Source organism: Neohoeflea coraliihabitans, from assembly GCF_019334345.1.
Taxonomy (GTDB): Bacteria; Pseudomonadota; Alphaproteobacteria; order Rhizobiales; family Rhizobiaceae; genus Pseudohoeflea; species Pseudohoeflea coraliihabitans.
This window is the reverse complement of the sequence record NZ_JAHWQX010000004.1, coordinates 140,075-155,891: the sequence shown is the minus strand read 5'-3', so window position 1 is coordinate 155,891 and position 15,817 is coordinate 140,075. Positions and strand designations below refer to the sequence as shown.

General features: G+C 65.4%; 18 protein-coding genes. 9 read left to right on the top strand and 9 right to left on the bottom strand.

The window, feature by feature from the left end:
• Nucleotides 1-50: 50 nt before the first annotated feature.
• From KY465_RS15610 to KY465_RS15595, 4 genes are read left to right on the top strand one after another with little or no spacing between them, the layout of a single operon-like run.
• Nucleotides 51-1,004: a SurA N-terminal domain-containing protein gene (locus KY465_RS15610; protein WP_346432650.1), complete on the top strand. Its 954-nt coding sequence runs from the start codon at nucleotides 51-53 to the stop codon at nucleotides 1,002-1,004.
• Nucleotides 1,005-1,032: 28 nt separating this feature from the next.
• Nucleotides 1,033-2,058, top strand: coding sequence for a 4-hydroxythreonine-4-phosphate dehydrogenase PdxA (pdxA, locus tag KY465_RS15605; protein ID WP_219203032.1), 1,026 nt, complete (start codon nucleotides 1,033-1,035; stop codon nucleotides 2,056-2,058).
• Nucleotides 2,055-2,930 carry a 16S rRNA (adenine(1518)-N(6)/adenine(1519)-N(6))-dimethyltransferase RsmA gene (rsmA, locus tag KY465_RS15600; RefSeq protein ID WP_219203031.1) on the top strand — a complete coding sequence of 292 codons (876 nt, stop codon included), beginning with the start codon at nucleotides 2,055-2,057 and terminating at the stop codon, nucleotides 2,928-2,930. The genes pdxA and rsmA overlap by 4 nt, the downstream gene beginning before the upstream one ends.
• A gap of 28 nt (nucleotides 2,931-2,958) precedes the next feature.
• Nucleotides 2,959-3,396 carry an EVE domain-containing protein gene (locus KY465_RS15595; RefSeq protein ID WP_219203030.1) on the top strand — a complete coding sequence of 146 codons (438 nt, stop codon included), beginning with the start codon at nucleotides 2,959-2,961 and terminating at the stop codon, nucleotides 3,394-3,396.
• 36 nt (nucleotides 3,397-3,432) lie between these two features.
• Here the strand turns inward: KY465_RS15595 and gmk are convergent, their stop codons facing one another.
• The 9 genes from gmk to KY465_RS15550 form a co-directional block, all read right to left on the bottom strand.
• Nucleotides 3,433-4,095: a guanylate kinase gene (gene gmk, locus KY465_RS15590; protein WP_219203029.1), complete on the bottom strand. Its 663-nt coding sequence runs from the start codon at nucleotides 4,093-4,095 to the stop codon at nucleotides 3,433-3,435.
• A 2-nt stretch (nucleotides 4,096-4,097) separates the two neighbouring features.
• The gene (locus KY465_RS15585; protein WP_219203028.1) at nucleotides 4,098-4,985 is read right to left on the bottom strand and encodes a YicC/YloC family endoribonuclease; all 888 of its coding nucleotides are present in this window, start codon (nucleotides 4,983-4,985) and stop codon (nucleotides 4,098-4,100) included.
• An 88-nt stretch (nucleotides 4,986-5,073) separates the two neighbouring features.
• Nucleotides 5,074-6,264 (bottom strand): endolytic transglycosylase MltG, encoded by a 1,191-nt coding sequence (gene mltG / locus KY465_RS15580; protein WP_219203027.1) that lies wholly within the window; start codon nucleotides 6,262-6,264, stop codon nucleotides 5,074-5,076.
• Nucleotides 6,265-6,412: 148 nt separating this feature from the next.
• Nucleotides 6,413-7,675: a beta-ketoacyl-ACP synthase II gene (fabF, locus tag KY465_RS15575; protein ID WP_219203026.1), complete on the bottom strand. Its 1,263-nt coding sequence runs from the start codon at nucleotides 7,673-7,675 to the stop codon at nucleotides 6,413-6,415.
• A 142-nt stretch (nucleotides 7,676-7,817) separates the two neighbouring features.
• Entirely contained in the window at nucleotides 7,818-8,054 is a 237-nt protein-coding gene (locus KY465_RS15570) for an acyl carrier protein (protein WP_219203025.1), read from the bottom strand.
• Between the two features lie 336 nt (nucleotides 8,055-8,390).
• Complete coding sequence (fabG, locus tag KY465_RS15565; protein ID WP_219203024.1) at nucleotides 8,391-9,128, bottom strand: 3-oxoacyl-[acyl-carrier-protein] reductase; 738 nt, start codon at nucleotides 9,126-9,128, stop codon at nucleotides 8,391-8,393.
• A 47-nt stretch (nucleotides 9,129-9,175) separates the two neighbouring features.
• Nucleotides 9,176-10,126 (bottom strand): ACP S-malonyltransferase, encoded by a 951-nt coding sequence (fabD, locus tag KY465_RS15560; protein WP_219203023.1) that lies wholly within the window; start codon nucleotides 10,124-10,126, stop codon nucleotides 9,176-9,178.
• A 340-nt stretch (nucleotides 10,127-10,466) separates the two neighbouring features.
• Nucleotides 10,467-11,291, bottom strand: coding sequence for a 4,5-DOPA-extradiol-dioxygenase (gene ygiD / locus KY465_RS15555; RefSeq protein ID WP_219203022.1), 825 nt, complete (start codon nucleotides 11,289-11,291; stop codon nucleotides 10,467-10,469).
• Between the two features lie 105 nt (nucleotides 11,292-11,396).
• The gene (locus tag KY465_RS15550) at nucleotides 11,397-11,819 is read right to left on the bottom strand and encodes a DoxX family protein (protein WP_219203021.1); all 423 of its coding nucleotides are present in this window, start codon (nucleotides 11,817-11,819) and stop codon (nucleotides 11,397-11,399) included.
• Nucleotides 11,820-12,018: 199 nt separating this feature from the next.
• Between KY465_RS15550 and KY465_RS15545 the strand changes: the two genes are divergently transcribed.
• The 5 genes from KY465_RS15545 to rpsR all read left to right on the top strand — a co-directional run bounded on the left by KY465_RS15545 (nucleotide 12,019) and on the right by rpsR (nucleotide 15,717).
• Entirely contained in the window at nucleotides 12,019-12,915 is an 897-nt protein-coding gene (locus KY465_RS15545) for a LysR family transcriptional regulator (protein ID WP_219203020.1), read from the top strand.
• A gap of 218 nt (nucleotides 12,916-13,133) precedes the next feature.
• Nucleotides 13,134-13,466 carry a hypothetical protein gene (locus KY465_RS15540; protein ID WP_219203019.1) on the top strand — a complete coding sequence of 111 codons (333 nt, stop codon included), beginning with the start codon at nucleotides 13,134-13,136 and terminating at the stop codon, nucleotides 13,464-13,466.
• Between the two features lie 205 nt (nucleotides 13,467-13,671).
• Nucleotides 13,672-14,718 carry an aldo/keto reductase gene (locus KY465_RS15535; protein WP_219203018.1) on the top strand — a complete coding sequence of 349 codons (1,047 nt, stop codon included), beginning with the start codon at nucleotides 13,672-13,674 and terminating at the stop codon, nucleotides 14,716-14,718.
• Between the two features lie 270 nt (nucleotides 14,719-14,988).
• Nucleotides 14,989-15,456: a 30S ribosomal protein S6 gene (rpsF, locus tag KY465_RS15530; RefSeq protein WP_219203017.1), complete on the top strand. Its 468-nt coding sequence runs from the start codon at nucleotides 14,989-14,991 to the stop codon at nucleotides 15,454-15,456.
• Nucleotides 15,457-15,468: 12 nt separating this feature from the next.
• Nucleotides 15,469-15,717 (top strand): 30S ribosomal protein S18, encoded by a 249-nt coding sequence (rpsR, locus tag KY465_RS15525; RefSeq protein ID WP_219203016.1) that lies wholly within the window; start codon nucleotides 15,469-15,471, stop codon nucleotides 15,715-15,717.
• Nucleotides 15,718-15,817: the final 100 nt, after the last annotated feature.

Here is a 15,817-nt window from a genome sequence, read left to right as displayed (position 1 = left end):
GGTGAGCCAGACGACTGCGGGGGCTGTCAGAGGAATGAAAGGACTTGACGATGGAATTCATGGCAATCGGACGTCGCGGCGGTCGCGCCCTGGCCCTGGTGGCCGCTCTCGTGCTTGCCGCACCGCTTGGCGGTGTTGCTCCGGTTCGGGCGGCCAGCGAAATCAAGATCATCGTCAACAACCAGGCCATCACCAGTGTTGACCTGGCACGCCGCACGGCCTTTCTGCGGCTGCAGCGCGCCAAGGGCAACCTGGCGCAGAAGGCGCGCGAGCAGCTGACGGAGGAAGCCCTGAAGATGCAGGAGGCGCGCCGGGTCGGACTGTCGATTCCCGATGCGCAGGTCGAGGCCTCCTATCAGCGCTTTGCGCAGTCGAACAAGATGACCGCCGGCCAACTGAACAAGGTGCTGGCGCAAGCCGGTGTCACCGCCGGCCACTTCAAGGATTACATCCGCGTGCAGATGACCTGGCCGCGCCTGGTGAGGGCCCGTTTTGCCAGCGCCGATGGGGGCCAGATGTCGACCCAGGAGCTGGTGTCGAAGATGCTCGAGCGCGGCGGCTCGAAACCCTCGACGACGGAATATATCCTGCAGCAGGTGATCTTCGTGGTGCCCAAGGCGAAACGCTCAAACGCATTGCTGGCGGCGCGCAAGCGCGAGGCCGAGCAATTGCGCGGACGCCTGTCGGGTTGCGGCGGCACGCATGATGTCGTCAAGGGCCTGCGCGATGTCACCGTGCGCGATCTCGGGCGGGTGCTGCAGCCGCAATTGCCGGCTGACTGGAAGCCGCTGATCGAGAAATCCAATGCCGGCAGCACGACCGGGACGCGGACCACCGATCGCGGCATCGAGTTCATCCTGATCTGCTCGGAAAAGACCGTTTCCGACGATGTGGCGGCGGCAATGGTGTTCCAGGCCGAGGGCGACGACGGCGATGGCGACAGCGCCGATGCCCAGAAATTTCTCGAGGAACTGCGGGGCCGGGCGCGGATTTCCAACCGCTAGGGCCGGAACCCGCTCAAGGGAGTGCGGCATGGCGCTGGCACTGAGCATGGGCGATCCTGCCGGGATCGGCCCGGACATTGCCATCGGCGCCTGGCTGCAGCGGCGCGAGGCGGACATCGCCGCATTCTTTGTCATCGGCGATCCGGCGGTATTGCGGGACCGCGCCGCCTTGCTTGATGTCGAGTTGCCGCTCATCGAAATCGAGGCGGCGGCGGCGGCCGACGCGCATTTTGCGGCCGCCCTCCCCGTCCTGCCGGTGCGCTGCGCCAGGCCGGCCCGCCCGGGCCAGCCCAACACCGATAATGCCTCCGCCACGATCGAGGCGATCCGCCAGGCCGTGCGGCTGACGCTGACCGGCGATGCCGATGGCGTGGTGACGGCTCCGATCGCCAAGGCGGTGCTCTATGATGCCGGGTTTCTGTTTCCCGGCCATACGGAATTTCTCGCGGCGCTGGCCGCCGAGCATCTCAGGCGCACGGTGCGGCCGGTGATGCTGCTGGTCAACAGCCAGCTGAAAGTGGCGCCGGTGACCATCCACATTCCGCTGAAAGAGGTTACGGGGCAGCTGACGACCGAGGCCATCGTCGAGACCGGGCAGATCATTGCCCGCGAGCTTAAGGCCCGGTTCGGAATCGCCGCGCCGCGTCTGGCAGTTTCCGGCCTCAATCCGCATGCCGGAGAAAGTGGCGCTCTTGGCGATGAGGATGGCGAGATCGTCCTGCCGGCGGTGCGCCAGCTGCGCGCCCTCGGGGTGCAGGCCATCGGCCCGCTGCCGGCCGATACGATGTTTCATCCGGAGGCGCGCGCCAGCTATGATGCAGCGGTGTGCATGTATCACGATCAGGCGCTGATCCCGGCCAAAACCCTTGGATTTCACGACGGCGTCAATGCGACGCTCGGCCTGCCGTTCATCCGCACCTCGCCGGACCATGGCACGGCCTTCAGCCTGGCGGGCAGCGGTGATGCGCGCCCGGACAGCCTGATTGCCGCCCTTCGGCTTGCGGGACAGATGGCAGCGGCACAATCCGGGCGCCGTGTTGCGGGGGATGCATGAGCCTTGCCTTTGACGGATTGCCGCCGTTGCGGGAGGTGGCGGCGGCGCACGGGCTGACCGCCGTCAAAGCGCTTGGGCAGAACTTTCTCTTCGATCTCAACCTGACACAGAAGATCGCCCGCTCCGCCGGCCCGCTGGCCGGTGCACTGGTGATCGAGATCGGTCCCGGACCGGGCGGCCTGACCAGGGCCTTGCTTGCCGAGGGGGCGGAGCGCGTGATTGCGATCGAGCGGGACCGGCGCTGCCTGCCGGCGCTCGGCGAGATCGCCGCGCATTATCCCGGCCGGCTGGAGATCATCGAAGCCGATGCGCTGAGCACCGATCTGGCGGCGCTTGCCGCCGCCCGGTCCGGAGGCGAAGACGACTTGCCGGTGAAGATCGTCGCCAATCTGCCCTATAATATCGGCACGCAATTGCTGCTCAACTGGCTGACGGCGGATGCCGGCACGCCGTTCTGGAGCTCGATGACACTGATGTTCCAGAAGGAAGTCGGGCAGCGCATTGTCGCAGCGGCGGGGGACAAGCACTATGGCCGCCTCGGCGTGCTGGCCGGCTGGCTGACACACGCGGAGATCCTGTTCGACATCTCGCCGCAGGCCTTTCACCCGCCGCCGAAGGTGACCTCGTCGGTGGTGCATCTCGAGCCGCGGCGCGAGCGCCTGCCCTGTCAGCTGGCATCGCTGGAGCGGATCACGCAGGCCGCCTTCGGTCAGCGCCGCAAGATGCTGCGCCAGAGCCTGAAGCCGGTTGGCGGCGAGCGCCTCCTGAATGCGGCTGAGATCGATCCGCAGCGGCGTGCGGAAACGCTCAGCATCGCCGAGTTCTGCACGCTGGCCCGGTGCCTTGATGCGCAGGCCGGCACTTCGGGATAGAGGCAGGGCGCAGGAGGAAGCGGTCCGCATGCACCAGTACTGGATCTGTGTCGCCAGCCGCGATCACGTGCAACGCGGGGTCGAAGGGGGCTTTGCGCAGCTTGGCCACGGCCGGAAAAGCGCCGTGCAGGCGCTGCAGCAAGGGGACTGGATCGCCTATTACTCGCCGCGCACGGCGCTGGACGGCGGCGCGGCGGTGCAGGCCTTCACGGCGCTCGGCCAGGTCACCTCGGCGCGGGCCTACCAGGTAGAAGCGGGCGATGATTTTTCGCCGTGGCGGGTCGATGTCGATTACGTTCCCGAGGCGCGGCAGGCGGAAATCCGGCCGCTGCTTTCAGCGCTCGATGTGACGCGTCTGCTCGGCAACAACTGGGGTGGCGCCTTCCGCTCCGGGCGGCTGCGCGTCAGTCGCGGTGACTTCGCGGCGATCGCGGCGGCGATGGGTGCCGATCCGCAACGGCTTTGAAAGCCGGTCAGGATGCCGGCTGCGAGGATCAGGACACTAGGTCTCGTTGAGCAGGTCGGAGACGAATTCGAACAGGCCGGGCCGGCGGTCGCGGCGCAGACGTTCGGACTGCACGATGGCCTGGCAGGCGGAAAAGGCGCGTCCAAGATCGTCGTTGACGACGCAATAGTCGTATTCGCGCCAGTGCTCTATCTCCAGCCGGGCATTTTTCAGGCGCCGCTCGATGACGTCCTCGGCATCCTCGGCGCGGCGGTTGAGGCGGGCGCGCAGCTCGGCCATCGAGGGCGGCAGGATGAAGATGGAGACCACGTCGGCGGTCATCTTTTCCTGCAATTGCAAAGCCCCCTGCCAGTCGATGTCGAACAGCATGTCGCGCCCCTCGGCCATGGCGCGCTCGGCCGCCTCGCGCGGCGTGCCGTAGAAATTGCCATGCACTTCGGCCCACTCCAGGAGTTCGTCATTGGCGCGCATGCGCTCAAATTCACGCGCCGAGAGGAACTCGTAGTGCACGCCCTCGATCTCGCTGGCGCGCTTGGGCCGGGTGGTGACGCTGACCGACAGGCTGAGCTGGGTGTCGGTCTCGAGAAGGTTGCGGGCTATCGTCGACTTGCCGGCCCCCGAGGGCGAGGACAAGACGAGCATCAGCCCCCGACGCTTGATGCGGCTGGAAGGCAGAGAGGCAGTCGTCGGGCCGGACATGGTCACTCCAGGTTCTGAATCTGTTCGCGAAACTGATCGATGAGCACCTTCAAATCAAGTCCGATCGCGGTAACGGCGGCGGCGTTCGATTTCGAGCAGATGGTGTTGGTTTCGCGATTGAACTCCTGCGCCAGGAAATCAAGGCGCCGCCCGACCGGGCCGGAGCCGGCGAGAAGAGCCCGCGCGGCTGTGACATGCGCCTTCAGACGATCGATCTCCTCGCGCAGATCGGCCTTGGTGGCGAGCAAGGCGGCCTCCATGGCGAGCCGGTCGGGATCGAGCGCCGCACCGGCGTCAAGCAGGGCAGCGAGTTGATCCGCCAACCGCGCGCGAATGGCTTCGGGCGTACGCGCGGGGCTGTTTTCCACCGCCTCGACGAGAGCCGCCACCCGTTCAAGCTGATCCTGAAGAACCGCGACGAGGGCGGCGCCCTCCTGCTGGCGGCCCTCGCTCAACGCGGTGATGGCCTCATCCAGTCCGGCACCGAGCGCCGCATCGCGCCGCCCGCGCGCCTCGTCATCAAGCGCCGGCTCGCGCAATTCGACCATGCCGCGGATATTGAGAAGGCCGTCAAGACGTGGCGGCGCGGCATCGATACGGCTGGAGAGCCGGTCAACCAGGGCCAGAACACTTTCCAGCGCCGCCTCGTTGATCACGGCTTCCAGCGCCTGGCCGCCCTCGGCAATGGCGAGACTGACCTGCAGATTGCCGCGCGCAAAGGCAGAGCCGAGTTTCTTGCGGATCTCAGGTTCGAGATGCTCCAGGCCGGGTGGCAGGCGCAGTCGGATGTCCAGCCCCTTGCCGTTGACGGACCGGATTTCCCAGACATAGGCATTGCTGGCATCGGCGCACCGGGCGCGGGCAAAGCCCGTCATCGACTGTATCGCCATCTCGTTTCCCCCAATGAGGCGGGTGAGCGCGCCGGCCTGGCCCGTTCACCCCGGCGCGCGCGCCGACCTGTCAAGCCAGCACGAAAAGCTATTCGGCCGGGGCCTCATCCCGTTCGGCTGCCGCCGCGGCCTGGCGGGCTGCCTCGGCTTCCTGCTTGGCGACAAGGCGGCGCCAGCGGGCGACATTGCGATTGTGCTCGTCGAGCGTTTCGGCAAAGGCGTGGCCGCCATAGCCGTCGGCGACAAAATAGAGATCCTTGGTGCGCGAGGGATTGGCGACGGCTTCCATCGATTCGCGGCCGGGATTGGCGATCGGCGTCGGCGGCAGGCCGCTGATGACATAGGTGTTGTAGGGCGTTTCCTTCTCGAGATCCGACTTGTAGATCGGTCGGTCGGAGGGTTTGCCCTCGCCACCGAAGACACCGTAGATCACCGTGGGATCCGACTGCAGGCGCATTCCCCGCTCGAGGCGGTTGAAGAACACCGAGGCGACATGCGGACGTTCGTCGGCGCGCGCCGTTTCCTTCTCGACGATCGAGGCAAGGATGACCAGTTCCTCCTTCGATTTCAGCGGCAGGTCGGGGGCGCGGCGCGCCCAGATCTGGTCGAGAGCGCGCTGCTGGCCGCGCTGCATCTGGCGCAGGATGTCGGCGCGCTCCGTGCCGCGGCTGAATTTGTAGGTCTCGGGCAGCAGGTCGCCCTCGGCCGGCAGTTCGGCGGGCAGCTCGCCCTCGAGCATGTCGTGCGCCTTGATGCGCTCGATCACCTGTGCGGTGGTGAAGCCCTCGGGAATGGTCAGGGTGTGAAGGATCGACTTGCCGGCGCGCATCTGCTCGAGAATCTGCGCCATCGAGGCATTGGCGCGGATCTCGTATTCGCCGGCCTTGATGGTGTCATCGCCGAGCACCGTCTTGCCGGCAACCTTGAAAATGCGCTGATCGGATATGATGCCGCGCTGTTCGAGACCGGCGGCGACCTGGTTGAAGCCGGCGCCCTCAGGCACCATGAACGCCGTCGTCTGATCGAGCGGACCCGGCCCTTCGAACTGCGCCTTGCCGTACCAGAAAATACCGATGGCGGCGATGGCGACGAGGATCGTCAGGGTCATGACGAAATTGAGAAAGATCACCACCTGGCTGCGGGCCCGGCGCGAGCGCGTCGGCGGGGGTGGAACCTGTTCCGGCTTCAAGGCCTGAGACGGCGAGAGCGGCACGATCGGCCCGTCGCCATGGCCGCCCCGCCCAAAGGTATCGTTGCGTTGATGATCGCCGTCGTTCACGTCATTCCCTCGATTCGCTGCCCCGGCCAGATTCCAAAGCAATGTGGCAAAAAGCCGATTTCACCTGCCTTGTCCACCCCTATCGCCTGGAGCGGAAGGCCGGCCGCGACACACGCATCAACAGTTCGGAAAGACTGCGACAGGGGCGTTACAAGTCAACGCGCCGCAGCACCAGGGAGGCATTGGTCCCGCCAAAACCGAAGGAATTCGACACGGCGATATCGACCTGGCGCTTGCGCGCCACCTTGGGAACAAGGTCGATCGGCGTCTCGACCTCGGGATTGTCGAGGTTGAGCGTCGGTGGCACGACATTGTCGCGGATGGCAAGCGCCGCGAAAATCGCCTCGATGGCGCCGGCGGCACCAAGCAGGTGACCGGTGGCCGATTTGGTCGATGACATCGAGATCTTCGACGCCGCGTCTCCGACCAAACGTTCGACAGCCGCCAGTTCGATGGTATCGGCCATGGTCGATGTGCCGTGCGCATTGATGTAGTCGATCTCATCGACACCGACGCCGGCGCGGTTGAGGGCCATCTGCATGCAGCGGTAGGCGCCGTCTCCATCTTCCGCCGGGGCGGTGATGTGAAAGGCATCGCCGGACAGGCCATAGCCGACAACTTCGGCGAGGATAGTGGCGCCGCGGGCCCGGGCGTGTTCGAGCTCTTCGAGGACGACAACACCGGCCCCCTCACCCATGACAAAGCCGTCGCGGTCCCGGTCATAGGGGCGTGAGGCCTGGCCCGGGCGATCATTGTAGCTGGTCGACAGCGCCTTGCAGGCGGCAAAGCCGGCCAGTCCGATGCGGCTGACCGGCGATTCGGCGCCGCCGGCCACCATCACGTCGGCGTCGCCCCAGATAATCAGCCGCGCCGCGTCGCCAATGGCATGCGCGCCGGTGGAGCAGGCGGTAACCACCGAATGGTTCGGGCCGCGCAATTTGTGGCGGATCGAAACATGACCGGAGATCAGATTGATCAGCCGGCCGGGAATGAAGAACGGGGAAATGCGCCGCGCACCCTTGTCGCGCAGCGTGTAGCCAGCCTCGACGATGCCCTCGAGACCGCCAACGCCGGATCCGATCAGCACGCCGGTGGCGATCTGGTCGGCATCGGTTTGCGGCTGCCAACCGGCATCGCGCAATGCCAGCTCGGCAGCGGCGACACCGTAGATGATGTAGGGATCGACCTTGCGTTGCTCTTTCGGCTCCATCCAGTCATCGGGGTTGTAAGCCCCTTCGGCCGATGGGTCGCGCGGCAATTGCCCGGCAATCTGGGCCGCAAGATCGTCAACTTCGAAATTGGTGATCCGCCGGATCCCGCTCTCGCCGCCGATCAGCCGCGACCAGGAAATGTCCGTGCCGCAGCCCATGGGCGTGACAAGGCCGGTTCCGGTGATTACAACGCGTCGCATCTTGTCAGATCCTGGAAGGTCCCGCTGCCGGATGGCGCTGTGGCGCCTCCGGCCCATCGCTGCAGCATGACACCTGCGTCAGGCGCGCAGCGACGAGGCCACACCGCCGGCAACGGGCTTGGCCCGCCGGCGGCCGGCACGATCAGGCCTGCGCCTTCTCGATGAACTTCACGGCGTCGCCGACGGTGAGGATCGTGTCGGCGGCGTCATCGGGAATCTCGATGCCGAATTCTTCTTCGAACGCCATGACCAGTTCGACGGTGTCGAGCGAATCCGCGCCGAGATCGTCGATGAAGCTTGCGCTTTCGGTGACTTTCTCTTCCTCAACGCCAAGGTGCTCGATCACGATTTTCTTCACGCGGTCTGCGATATCGCTCATAACGGTTTCCTCAACCTGTGCATGTTGTCCAGACGCCGCTTATCGGCGCAGGCGTTCCATGTTTTGCGGACGACGCCCCCGAGGTCGACCGTCCAGTTTCCATGACGCCGTTTATCGGCGTCGGCATTGCTAATCAAGATCGGCGCCGATTTTTCTTGTTCGACACCCTCCGAGCGGCGGAAAATTGTGGATTCTTCACTGCCGTCGCCCGTCCTTTACCTGCTCTGGCCACCGCCTTTTGCAAGCCGGCGGGACCTAGCACGGATTTCAAATGTGGCAAAGCCGAAAATACCGAAACGCACCGCAAAGGCCGATGGCACAAGGCTTTGCCCGGTATCAGATCATCGCCATGCCGCCGTTGACATGCACCGTCTGGCCGGTGATGTAGGCGGCCTCATCGGCAGCCAGGAAGGCAACGGCGGCGGCGATCTCGTCGCCCGAGCCCATTCGGCCCATCGGGATCGCTCCCATGATGGCGCCGCGCTGCTTGTCGTTGAGCTTGTCGGTCATTGCCGATTCGATGAAGCCGGGGGCGACGCAATTGACGGTGACATTGCGGCTGGCAATTTCCGCCGCCAGGCTTTTCGACATGCCGATCATGCCGGCCTTGGCGGCGCAGTAATTGGCCTGGCCGGGATTGCCGGTGACGCCGACCACCGAGGTGATGTTGATGATGCGGCCATGACGGCGGCGCATCATCGGGTGCACGATCTCCCGGGTGAGCCGGAAGACGGAGCCGAGATCGACCTCCAGCACATCATCCCAGTTGTCGTCGGTCATGCGCACGAACAGGCCATCGCGCGTGATGCCGGCATTGTTGACGAGGATGTCGAGGCCCTCAAGCTCCTGTTCGGCGCGTTTGCCCAGGGCGGCAACCTCGGCGCGGTCGGACAGGTTGGCGGCCATCACATGGCAGTTGTCACCGAGATCGGCGGCCAGCGCCTCGAGCTTCTCGACGCGCGTGCCATGCAGGGCAACGACGGCGCCCTGGGCATGCAGCGCGCGCGCCACGGCCTCGCCGATTCCGCCAGAGGCTCCGGTGACAAGCGCCTTGCGGCCGGTCAGTTTGAACATGCGAACAATCCTTCTCGGTGCTGAAAATGCGTGGTGAGAGCGGCGCGTCAGCCATCATCCAGGCTGGCGAGGAAAGCGTCGATGTCGGCCGGCGTGCCGAGAGCGACGGTGGCCAGATTGCGATCGATGCGCCGCGCCAGCCCGGACAGCACCCTGCCGGCACCGACCTCGACCAACGTGTCGACACCATTGGCGGCGAGCCAGCTGACGCTCTCGGCCCAGCGCACGCGGCCGGTCACCTGCTCGACGAGCAACTGGCGGATGCGCTCGGCGTCACTGACGGCAGTGGCCTCGACGTTGGAGACCAGCGGCACGACCGGATCCTTCATCTCGATATCGGCCAGTGCGTCGCGGATGCGCTCGGCGGCCGGCTGCATCAGTTCGGAATGAAAGGGGGCGGAGACCGGCAACATCACGGCGCGCTTGGCACCCTTTTCCGTGCAGATGCGGGCAGCGTGTTCGACGGCCGGCGTCAGGCCGGAAATGACCAGTTGCCCGCCGCCATTGTCATTGGCGATCTGGCAGACGCTGGCCCCTTCGCTGGCCTCGTCGCAGGCGGCGATCACCTCGTCCGCCTCGAGCCCGATAATGGCGGCCATGGCGCCCTCGCCGGCGGGCACCGCCGATTGCATGGCGTTGCCGCGGATGCGCAGCAGGCGGGCCGCGTCAGCCAGCGAGAAGGTACCGGCGGCGCACAGGGCCGAATATTCGCCAAGCGAATGGCCGGCGACGTAGTCGGCAAGGTCTGCCAGCTTGTGGCCGCGCGCCTCGACAACGCGCATTACCGCCATCGAGACGGCCATGAGGGCCGGCTGGGCATTGGCGGTGAGGACCAGCTTGTCGACCGGGCCTTCGAACATCAGATGCGACAGGCTTTGATGCAGGCCGTGGTCAACCTCTTCGAAGACGGCTCGCGCCTCGGGGAATTTCGCCGCAAGGTCGCGGCCCATGCCAACCGCCTGGCTTCCCTGGCCGGGAAAGATGAATGTCCGCGCCATGTTGTCTCCTGCCCTTTTGCGTTGCGGGCTGTGTTCACCAATCCCGCTATGCCTGTCAAGTTTGCGCGCCGCTACCGGTTCCCGGATCGGCGTTGATCATTGCGTCAGCCAGCCGACAACCGGGGACGGCGCCCCGGTTGACCGGCTCCTCGCGCAACGCGGCTGCTCCATGATACCCGAACCGGCGTCCATCCGCGATAACTGGAAGACGATGCCGAGCGCGCCTGCCGCCCGTCTGCGCAAATTTCATCTGGGGCGATGAGCGGATTTGTCCACACTGCGGCAGCCTGAATTCGCGCCCCAGGGGCGGGGCGTGCGTACGCCTGAGAATCCACCAGCCTCAGGCGGCGTGGAACACAAATGAGCGCATCGACACCGAACCGAGATCGATGGCATCGGTCATGAACGTCAGCTCGTCCTTCTCGTCCGAGGCACCTGCAACCGTGAGTGCGGGGAGATAGTGATCCACGGTCGGATGGGCGGCGGACAGGAGAGTGCCAAGGTCGCGGCGGTTGGCGAGCGCGGCAAAGTCGCGGTCCGACAGCCGGTCGGCAAAGAGCGCGTCGAACTCGATTGCGAAGTCCTGCGGTGCGCCGCCGGGGCGCATGGCGCGGAGGTTGTGCACCACGTTGCCGGAGCCGAGGATCAGCACGCCGCGGTCGCGAAGCTCGGACAGGGCACGGCCGACCGACAGCTGGTGCTCGAGGTCTTGGCTCATGTCGATCGAGACCTGGAAAACAGGGACATCCGCCTCCGGGTAGAGAAACTTGAGCACGGCCCAGGCGCCGTGATCGAGACCCCAGGTGTCATCCTCCTGCGCGTGGTGGCTGGCCAGCAATGCCGTTACCTGGCGGGCGAGATCGGGCGCGCCGTGGGCCGGGTATTGCTCCTGGTAGAGCGCCTCGGGAAAACCGTAGAAGTCATGGATGGTCCGCGGCATCCGGGAGACATCGACCAGCGTGGTCTCGCGGGTCATCCAGTGCGCGGAGACGACGAGGATCGCTTTCGGGCGTGGCAGGCTGCGGCCCAGCTCCGACCAGGCGCGGGTGTAGTCGGTATCTTCGATGATGTTCATCGGACTGCCGTGGCCGAGAAAGACCAGGGGCATCCGCTCGGAGCGGTCGAGACCTTGCTTGAGGATCTCGAGCTTGCGGGTCACCGACATGGCTTGTCCTTTCGTGAGGGTGTGGCGCCCCCCCCCGGGGGCGGGGGGTGGCGCCTGAGAAGGGGTCCGGCCCGAAAGCTGCCGGGCCGGGGTGAAGCGGATGGATCAGGCGAACTGGCCGAGGCGTCGGTCGAGCTCGGGCACGCGCAGCGCGAAGGCTCCGCGCCCGAGAACGGCAACAACGCCTTGCACCACGGTCCAGAACAGCGGGTATTCCCAGCCGCCGCCTTCGCCCGAAAAGCTCCAGCCGAAGCCGGAATGCGCCCAGGTGGCCCCGAGAAGGACAGGGATCAGCGCGATTGATACGACGCGGGTGCCGATGCCGAGGACCAGGGCGGCGCCGCCGGCCAGCTCGGCGATGATCGTGAGGTAGGCGAAAACACCGGGCAGGCCGAGGCTTTCGAAGAAAGCGACGGTGCCGGGGATGGTGAAGACGCTCACCTTCATCCAGCCATGGGCGAGGAAGAGGATGCCCGTCGAGATGCGAAGGGCAGCGGCTGCGTAGTCGGTCTGGGTCTGGGTGGTCATGTCGGATACTCCGGTCAGGGCGTTTGAGACAATTGCCAGCGCGGCGCGATCCCGGTCCCCATGACCGAAAACAGAGCCGACTGGATGCTGAGAAAGCCGATGGGCTTGTTACTGGCGCGAAGATAGGCCTTTCCCATCCTCCATAAAATGACGATGTTATGGAATGACTATCGTGATTTTGTTCTTAAAAGGACTGAGCATGGACATTGTCGACGAACTCAAGGCCTTCGTGGCCACGGCGCGAACCGGCTCCTTCACCGCAGGGGCGGAGCAGCTCGGGGTCTCGAACCGCCTGACCTCGAAATATGTGGCCGAGCTGGAGGCCCGGCTGGGCACTCGCCTGCTGCAGCGGACCACCCGGAAGGTCGGGTTGACGCCGGCCGGCGCGGATCTTCTCGCCCGGGCGCCGGCTGTTCTCGACGAGCTCGACGCCCTTCTGAGCAACGTGTCGGAAGGCTCGCGTGGCCTGAGCGGGATCATCCGGGTCTCGGCGCCCGTTACCTTCGGCGAGGTGTATGTGGCCGGCATGCTGGCGCGGTTCGCCCAGGAGCACCCGGATCTGGCGTTCGATCTGAGGCTGGATGATCGCTATGTCGACCTGGCCGGCGACGGCATCGATCTGGCGTTCCGGATGGGCGTGTCAGAGACCCTGTCTCTGAAGACGCGCAAGCTCGGCTCCTTCCGCAGCTGCCTCGTCGCGCATCCCGACTATATCGGTGAGCACGGGGCACCGCGGACGCCGGACGAACTCACCGGGCACGCCTGCATCGTCGATACGAACCGGCGTCAGCCGCACCGCTGGGCATTCAGCAAGGACGGCAGCGAGGTCGTCGCCCAGGTGCGTGGTCGGTTTCACGTCAACTCGGCCCGGGCCGCAATCGAACTGGCGGCAAACGGCATGGGGGTCGCCTATGCACCCCGCTTCGCGATCGCGGACATGCTGGAGACCGGCCGCCTCGTCCCGTTGCTGCAGGATTACGACATGGACGGAGGACCGGTCAGCGCCGTTTACCTCGAAGGCCGCGCCCTGCCGCGAAAAATTCGCACCCTCATCGATTTCGCCGCCAAGGACATGCAGGCCGCTCACATGCCCTGACGCGCCATGACAGGCTTTTCAAGCCGCCGTGGAGAAGGAACCCGCTTTTCCGCAAAGCGTGCGTGCGCAAGGCCGTCCCGTCCGAGGCTCGTTGTCGTGGATGAGAGAATAAATATTCTAAGGTGCACGGCCGGCCCCTCTTGCAGGCCACATCGCGCTCTCTCATTTATAGCTCGCAGCGCTCAATTCCAGCAGCGCAATCTTGTGGATGTATCCCCATGCAGACGCTTGCCTCGCCGGGTGCCCCGGACCCTGTTGACCCCCGTCCCTCTGCCCTCATCCCCTCCTCGCCACCACTGATCGATGCGCGGCCGCTCTACAGCCTGCCGCGCGCTTTGGCGCGAGCCAGCGGCGCCATCGTGCTGATCGGATCGGAAATCTGGCTGGTCGCCGCGCTGATGTTCTGGGCCCTTCTCGGATTTGTCGGCACCAGCCTGCCGGTCGAGGCGGTGCTCGGCGTGCTGATTGGCGGGCCGGCCGTCTGGGCCACTTGGCAGATCATCATCCTGGCGGTGGCCGCCGAGCGCGTTCGGGACGATCAAGACGCCTGAGGGGCGCCGGCCTCAACCCCAGCTGTTGCCAATGGCAGCCCAAGCTGTTGCCAATGGCCTTGAGATTAAGGCTTGATCGCGCTGCCGGCGTGGCTATTTTGGCGCGTCGATGCACTGGTGCGGCGTGACTTTCATGAGCGCGCCGCGTTCTTTCCTGCCCCTCCCCGGTGCCCTTCCCGCGTGATCAACGACTGATGGAACTGCAATGAAAATGAACAGGCTCGGCCGCACGGATCTTCGCGTCAGCGAAATTTGCCTCGGCACCATGACTTTCGGCGAACAGAACACGGAAGCGGAAGCGCATGCCCAGATGGACCGCGCCGTCGCCGCCGGCGTCAACTTCTTCGACGCCGCCGAGATGTATCCGACCAATCCGTTGCGCGCCGAGACGCAAGGGCGCACCGAAGAATATATTGGCAGCTGGCTGCAACAGAGCGGCAAACGCGGCGATGTGGTGCTGGCCAGCAAGATCACCGGCGAAGGCAATGAGTGGATTCGCGGCGGCGAGATGATCAGCCGCGCGGCAATTTCCCGGGCGCTGGATGCCAGCCTGAAGCGGCTGAAGACTGACTGCATCGATCTGTACCAGTTGCACTGGCCCAATCGCGGCTCGTTCCATTTCAGGAAGAACTGGAGGTTCGACGCGTCAAAACAGGCCACCGGGGCGGCGATGCTCGACGATCTCGCCGACACGCTGCGCGGCCTCGATGATGCGATCAAGGCCGGCAAGATCCGCGCTTACGGCCTGTCCAACGATTCCAGCTGGGGCATCATGCAGATGCTGCGGCTGGCCGAGATGCACGATCTGCCGCGCGCCGCATCGGTGCAGAACGAATACAATCTTCTGTACCGGCACTTCGATCTCGACCTTGCGGAAGTGGCGCATCACGAGGATGTCGGGCTCCTGGCCTATTCGCCGCTGGCGGCCGGCATCCTGACCGGCAAGTATCAGGGCGGCGTCATTCCGGAAGGTTCGCGCCGGTCGCGCACGGAAAAGCTGGGCGGACGCTGGACGGCGCAGACTGAGACGGCGGTCGATGCCTATCTGGAGGTGGCGCGCCGGCATGATCTCGACCCGGCGCAAATGGCGCTGGCCTTTTGTCTGTCGCGGCCGTTCATGACCTCGGTGATCATCGGCGCGACGACACTCGAACAGCTCGAGACGGCGCTCGGTGCGGTCGATGTCCAACTGTCCGAGGAGGTGCACAAGGAGATTGCCCGCCTGCACCGGAAATTTCCGATGCCGTTTTGAGCCGGCCCGGCGCCGCGGGCACTTGCGTTTGCCGCCGGTTCGGCGTATAGGCGCTCTCGTTCGAACACCCGGTCATCTGGCTGGTGGCTGAACGGAGGGCTGGCAAATGCCTGCAAGGGACACCAGAGTCCCGGCCTCCCGTGTCTCCGCTCACGACCGTTCCGACACGTCTTTCTTGCACGGCCCGCAGGTTCCTGCCCCGGCCGCCAGGACAAGTCGCTGGGGCTTAGCGCCGGATCCGGGTGATGACACAGCAAGAAAGGCAAGCCAATGGCACTTTACGAACATGTGTTCCTTGCCCGGCAGGATGTGTCCGCCCAGCAGGTCGATGACCTTGTCAATACGTACAAGGGAATCATCGAAAGCGGTGGCGGCTCAGTCGGGCGCATCGAGAACTGGGGCCTGAAGTCCCTCTCCTACCGGATCAACAAGAACCGCAAGGCGCATTACGCCCTGATGGATATCGACGCCCCGTCGGAAGCCGTGCAGGAAATGGAACGCCAGATGCGTTTCAACGAAGACATTCTGCGCTTCATCACCATCAAGGTCGATGCACACGAAGAAGGCCCGTCCGCCATGCTGCAAAAGCGTGAGCGTGACGACCGTGGCCGGGGTGGCCGTGGCGGTGACCGCGGCGATCGTGGTGACCGGGGCGATCGCGGTGATCGTGGTGATCGTGGCGACCGCGGTGATCGCGGCGACCGTGGTGATCGCGGCGACCGCCGCCCGCGCGATTAAGGAGACAACTCAATGGTCGATATCAATCAGATCCCGACGCGCCGCCCGTTTCATCGCCGGCGCAAGACCTGCCCGTTCTCCGGTGCCAACGCACCGAAGATCGATTACAAGGACGTGCGGCTGCTGCAGCGTTACGTGTCCGAGCGCGGCAAGATCGTGCCCTCGCGCATCACTGCCGTGAGCCAGAAGAAGCAGCGCGAACTGGCACGTGCCATCAAGCGCGCCCGCTTCCTGGGCCTGCTGCCCTACGTGATCAGCTAGTTCTACCGGTCCCGGCGGCGCGCTGTCGCCGGGACCGCCTCTTCCCCCATGCGGCGGCGCATGCCGGGATCATTTTTGACCGAGTTGGAGCGCAACGCTC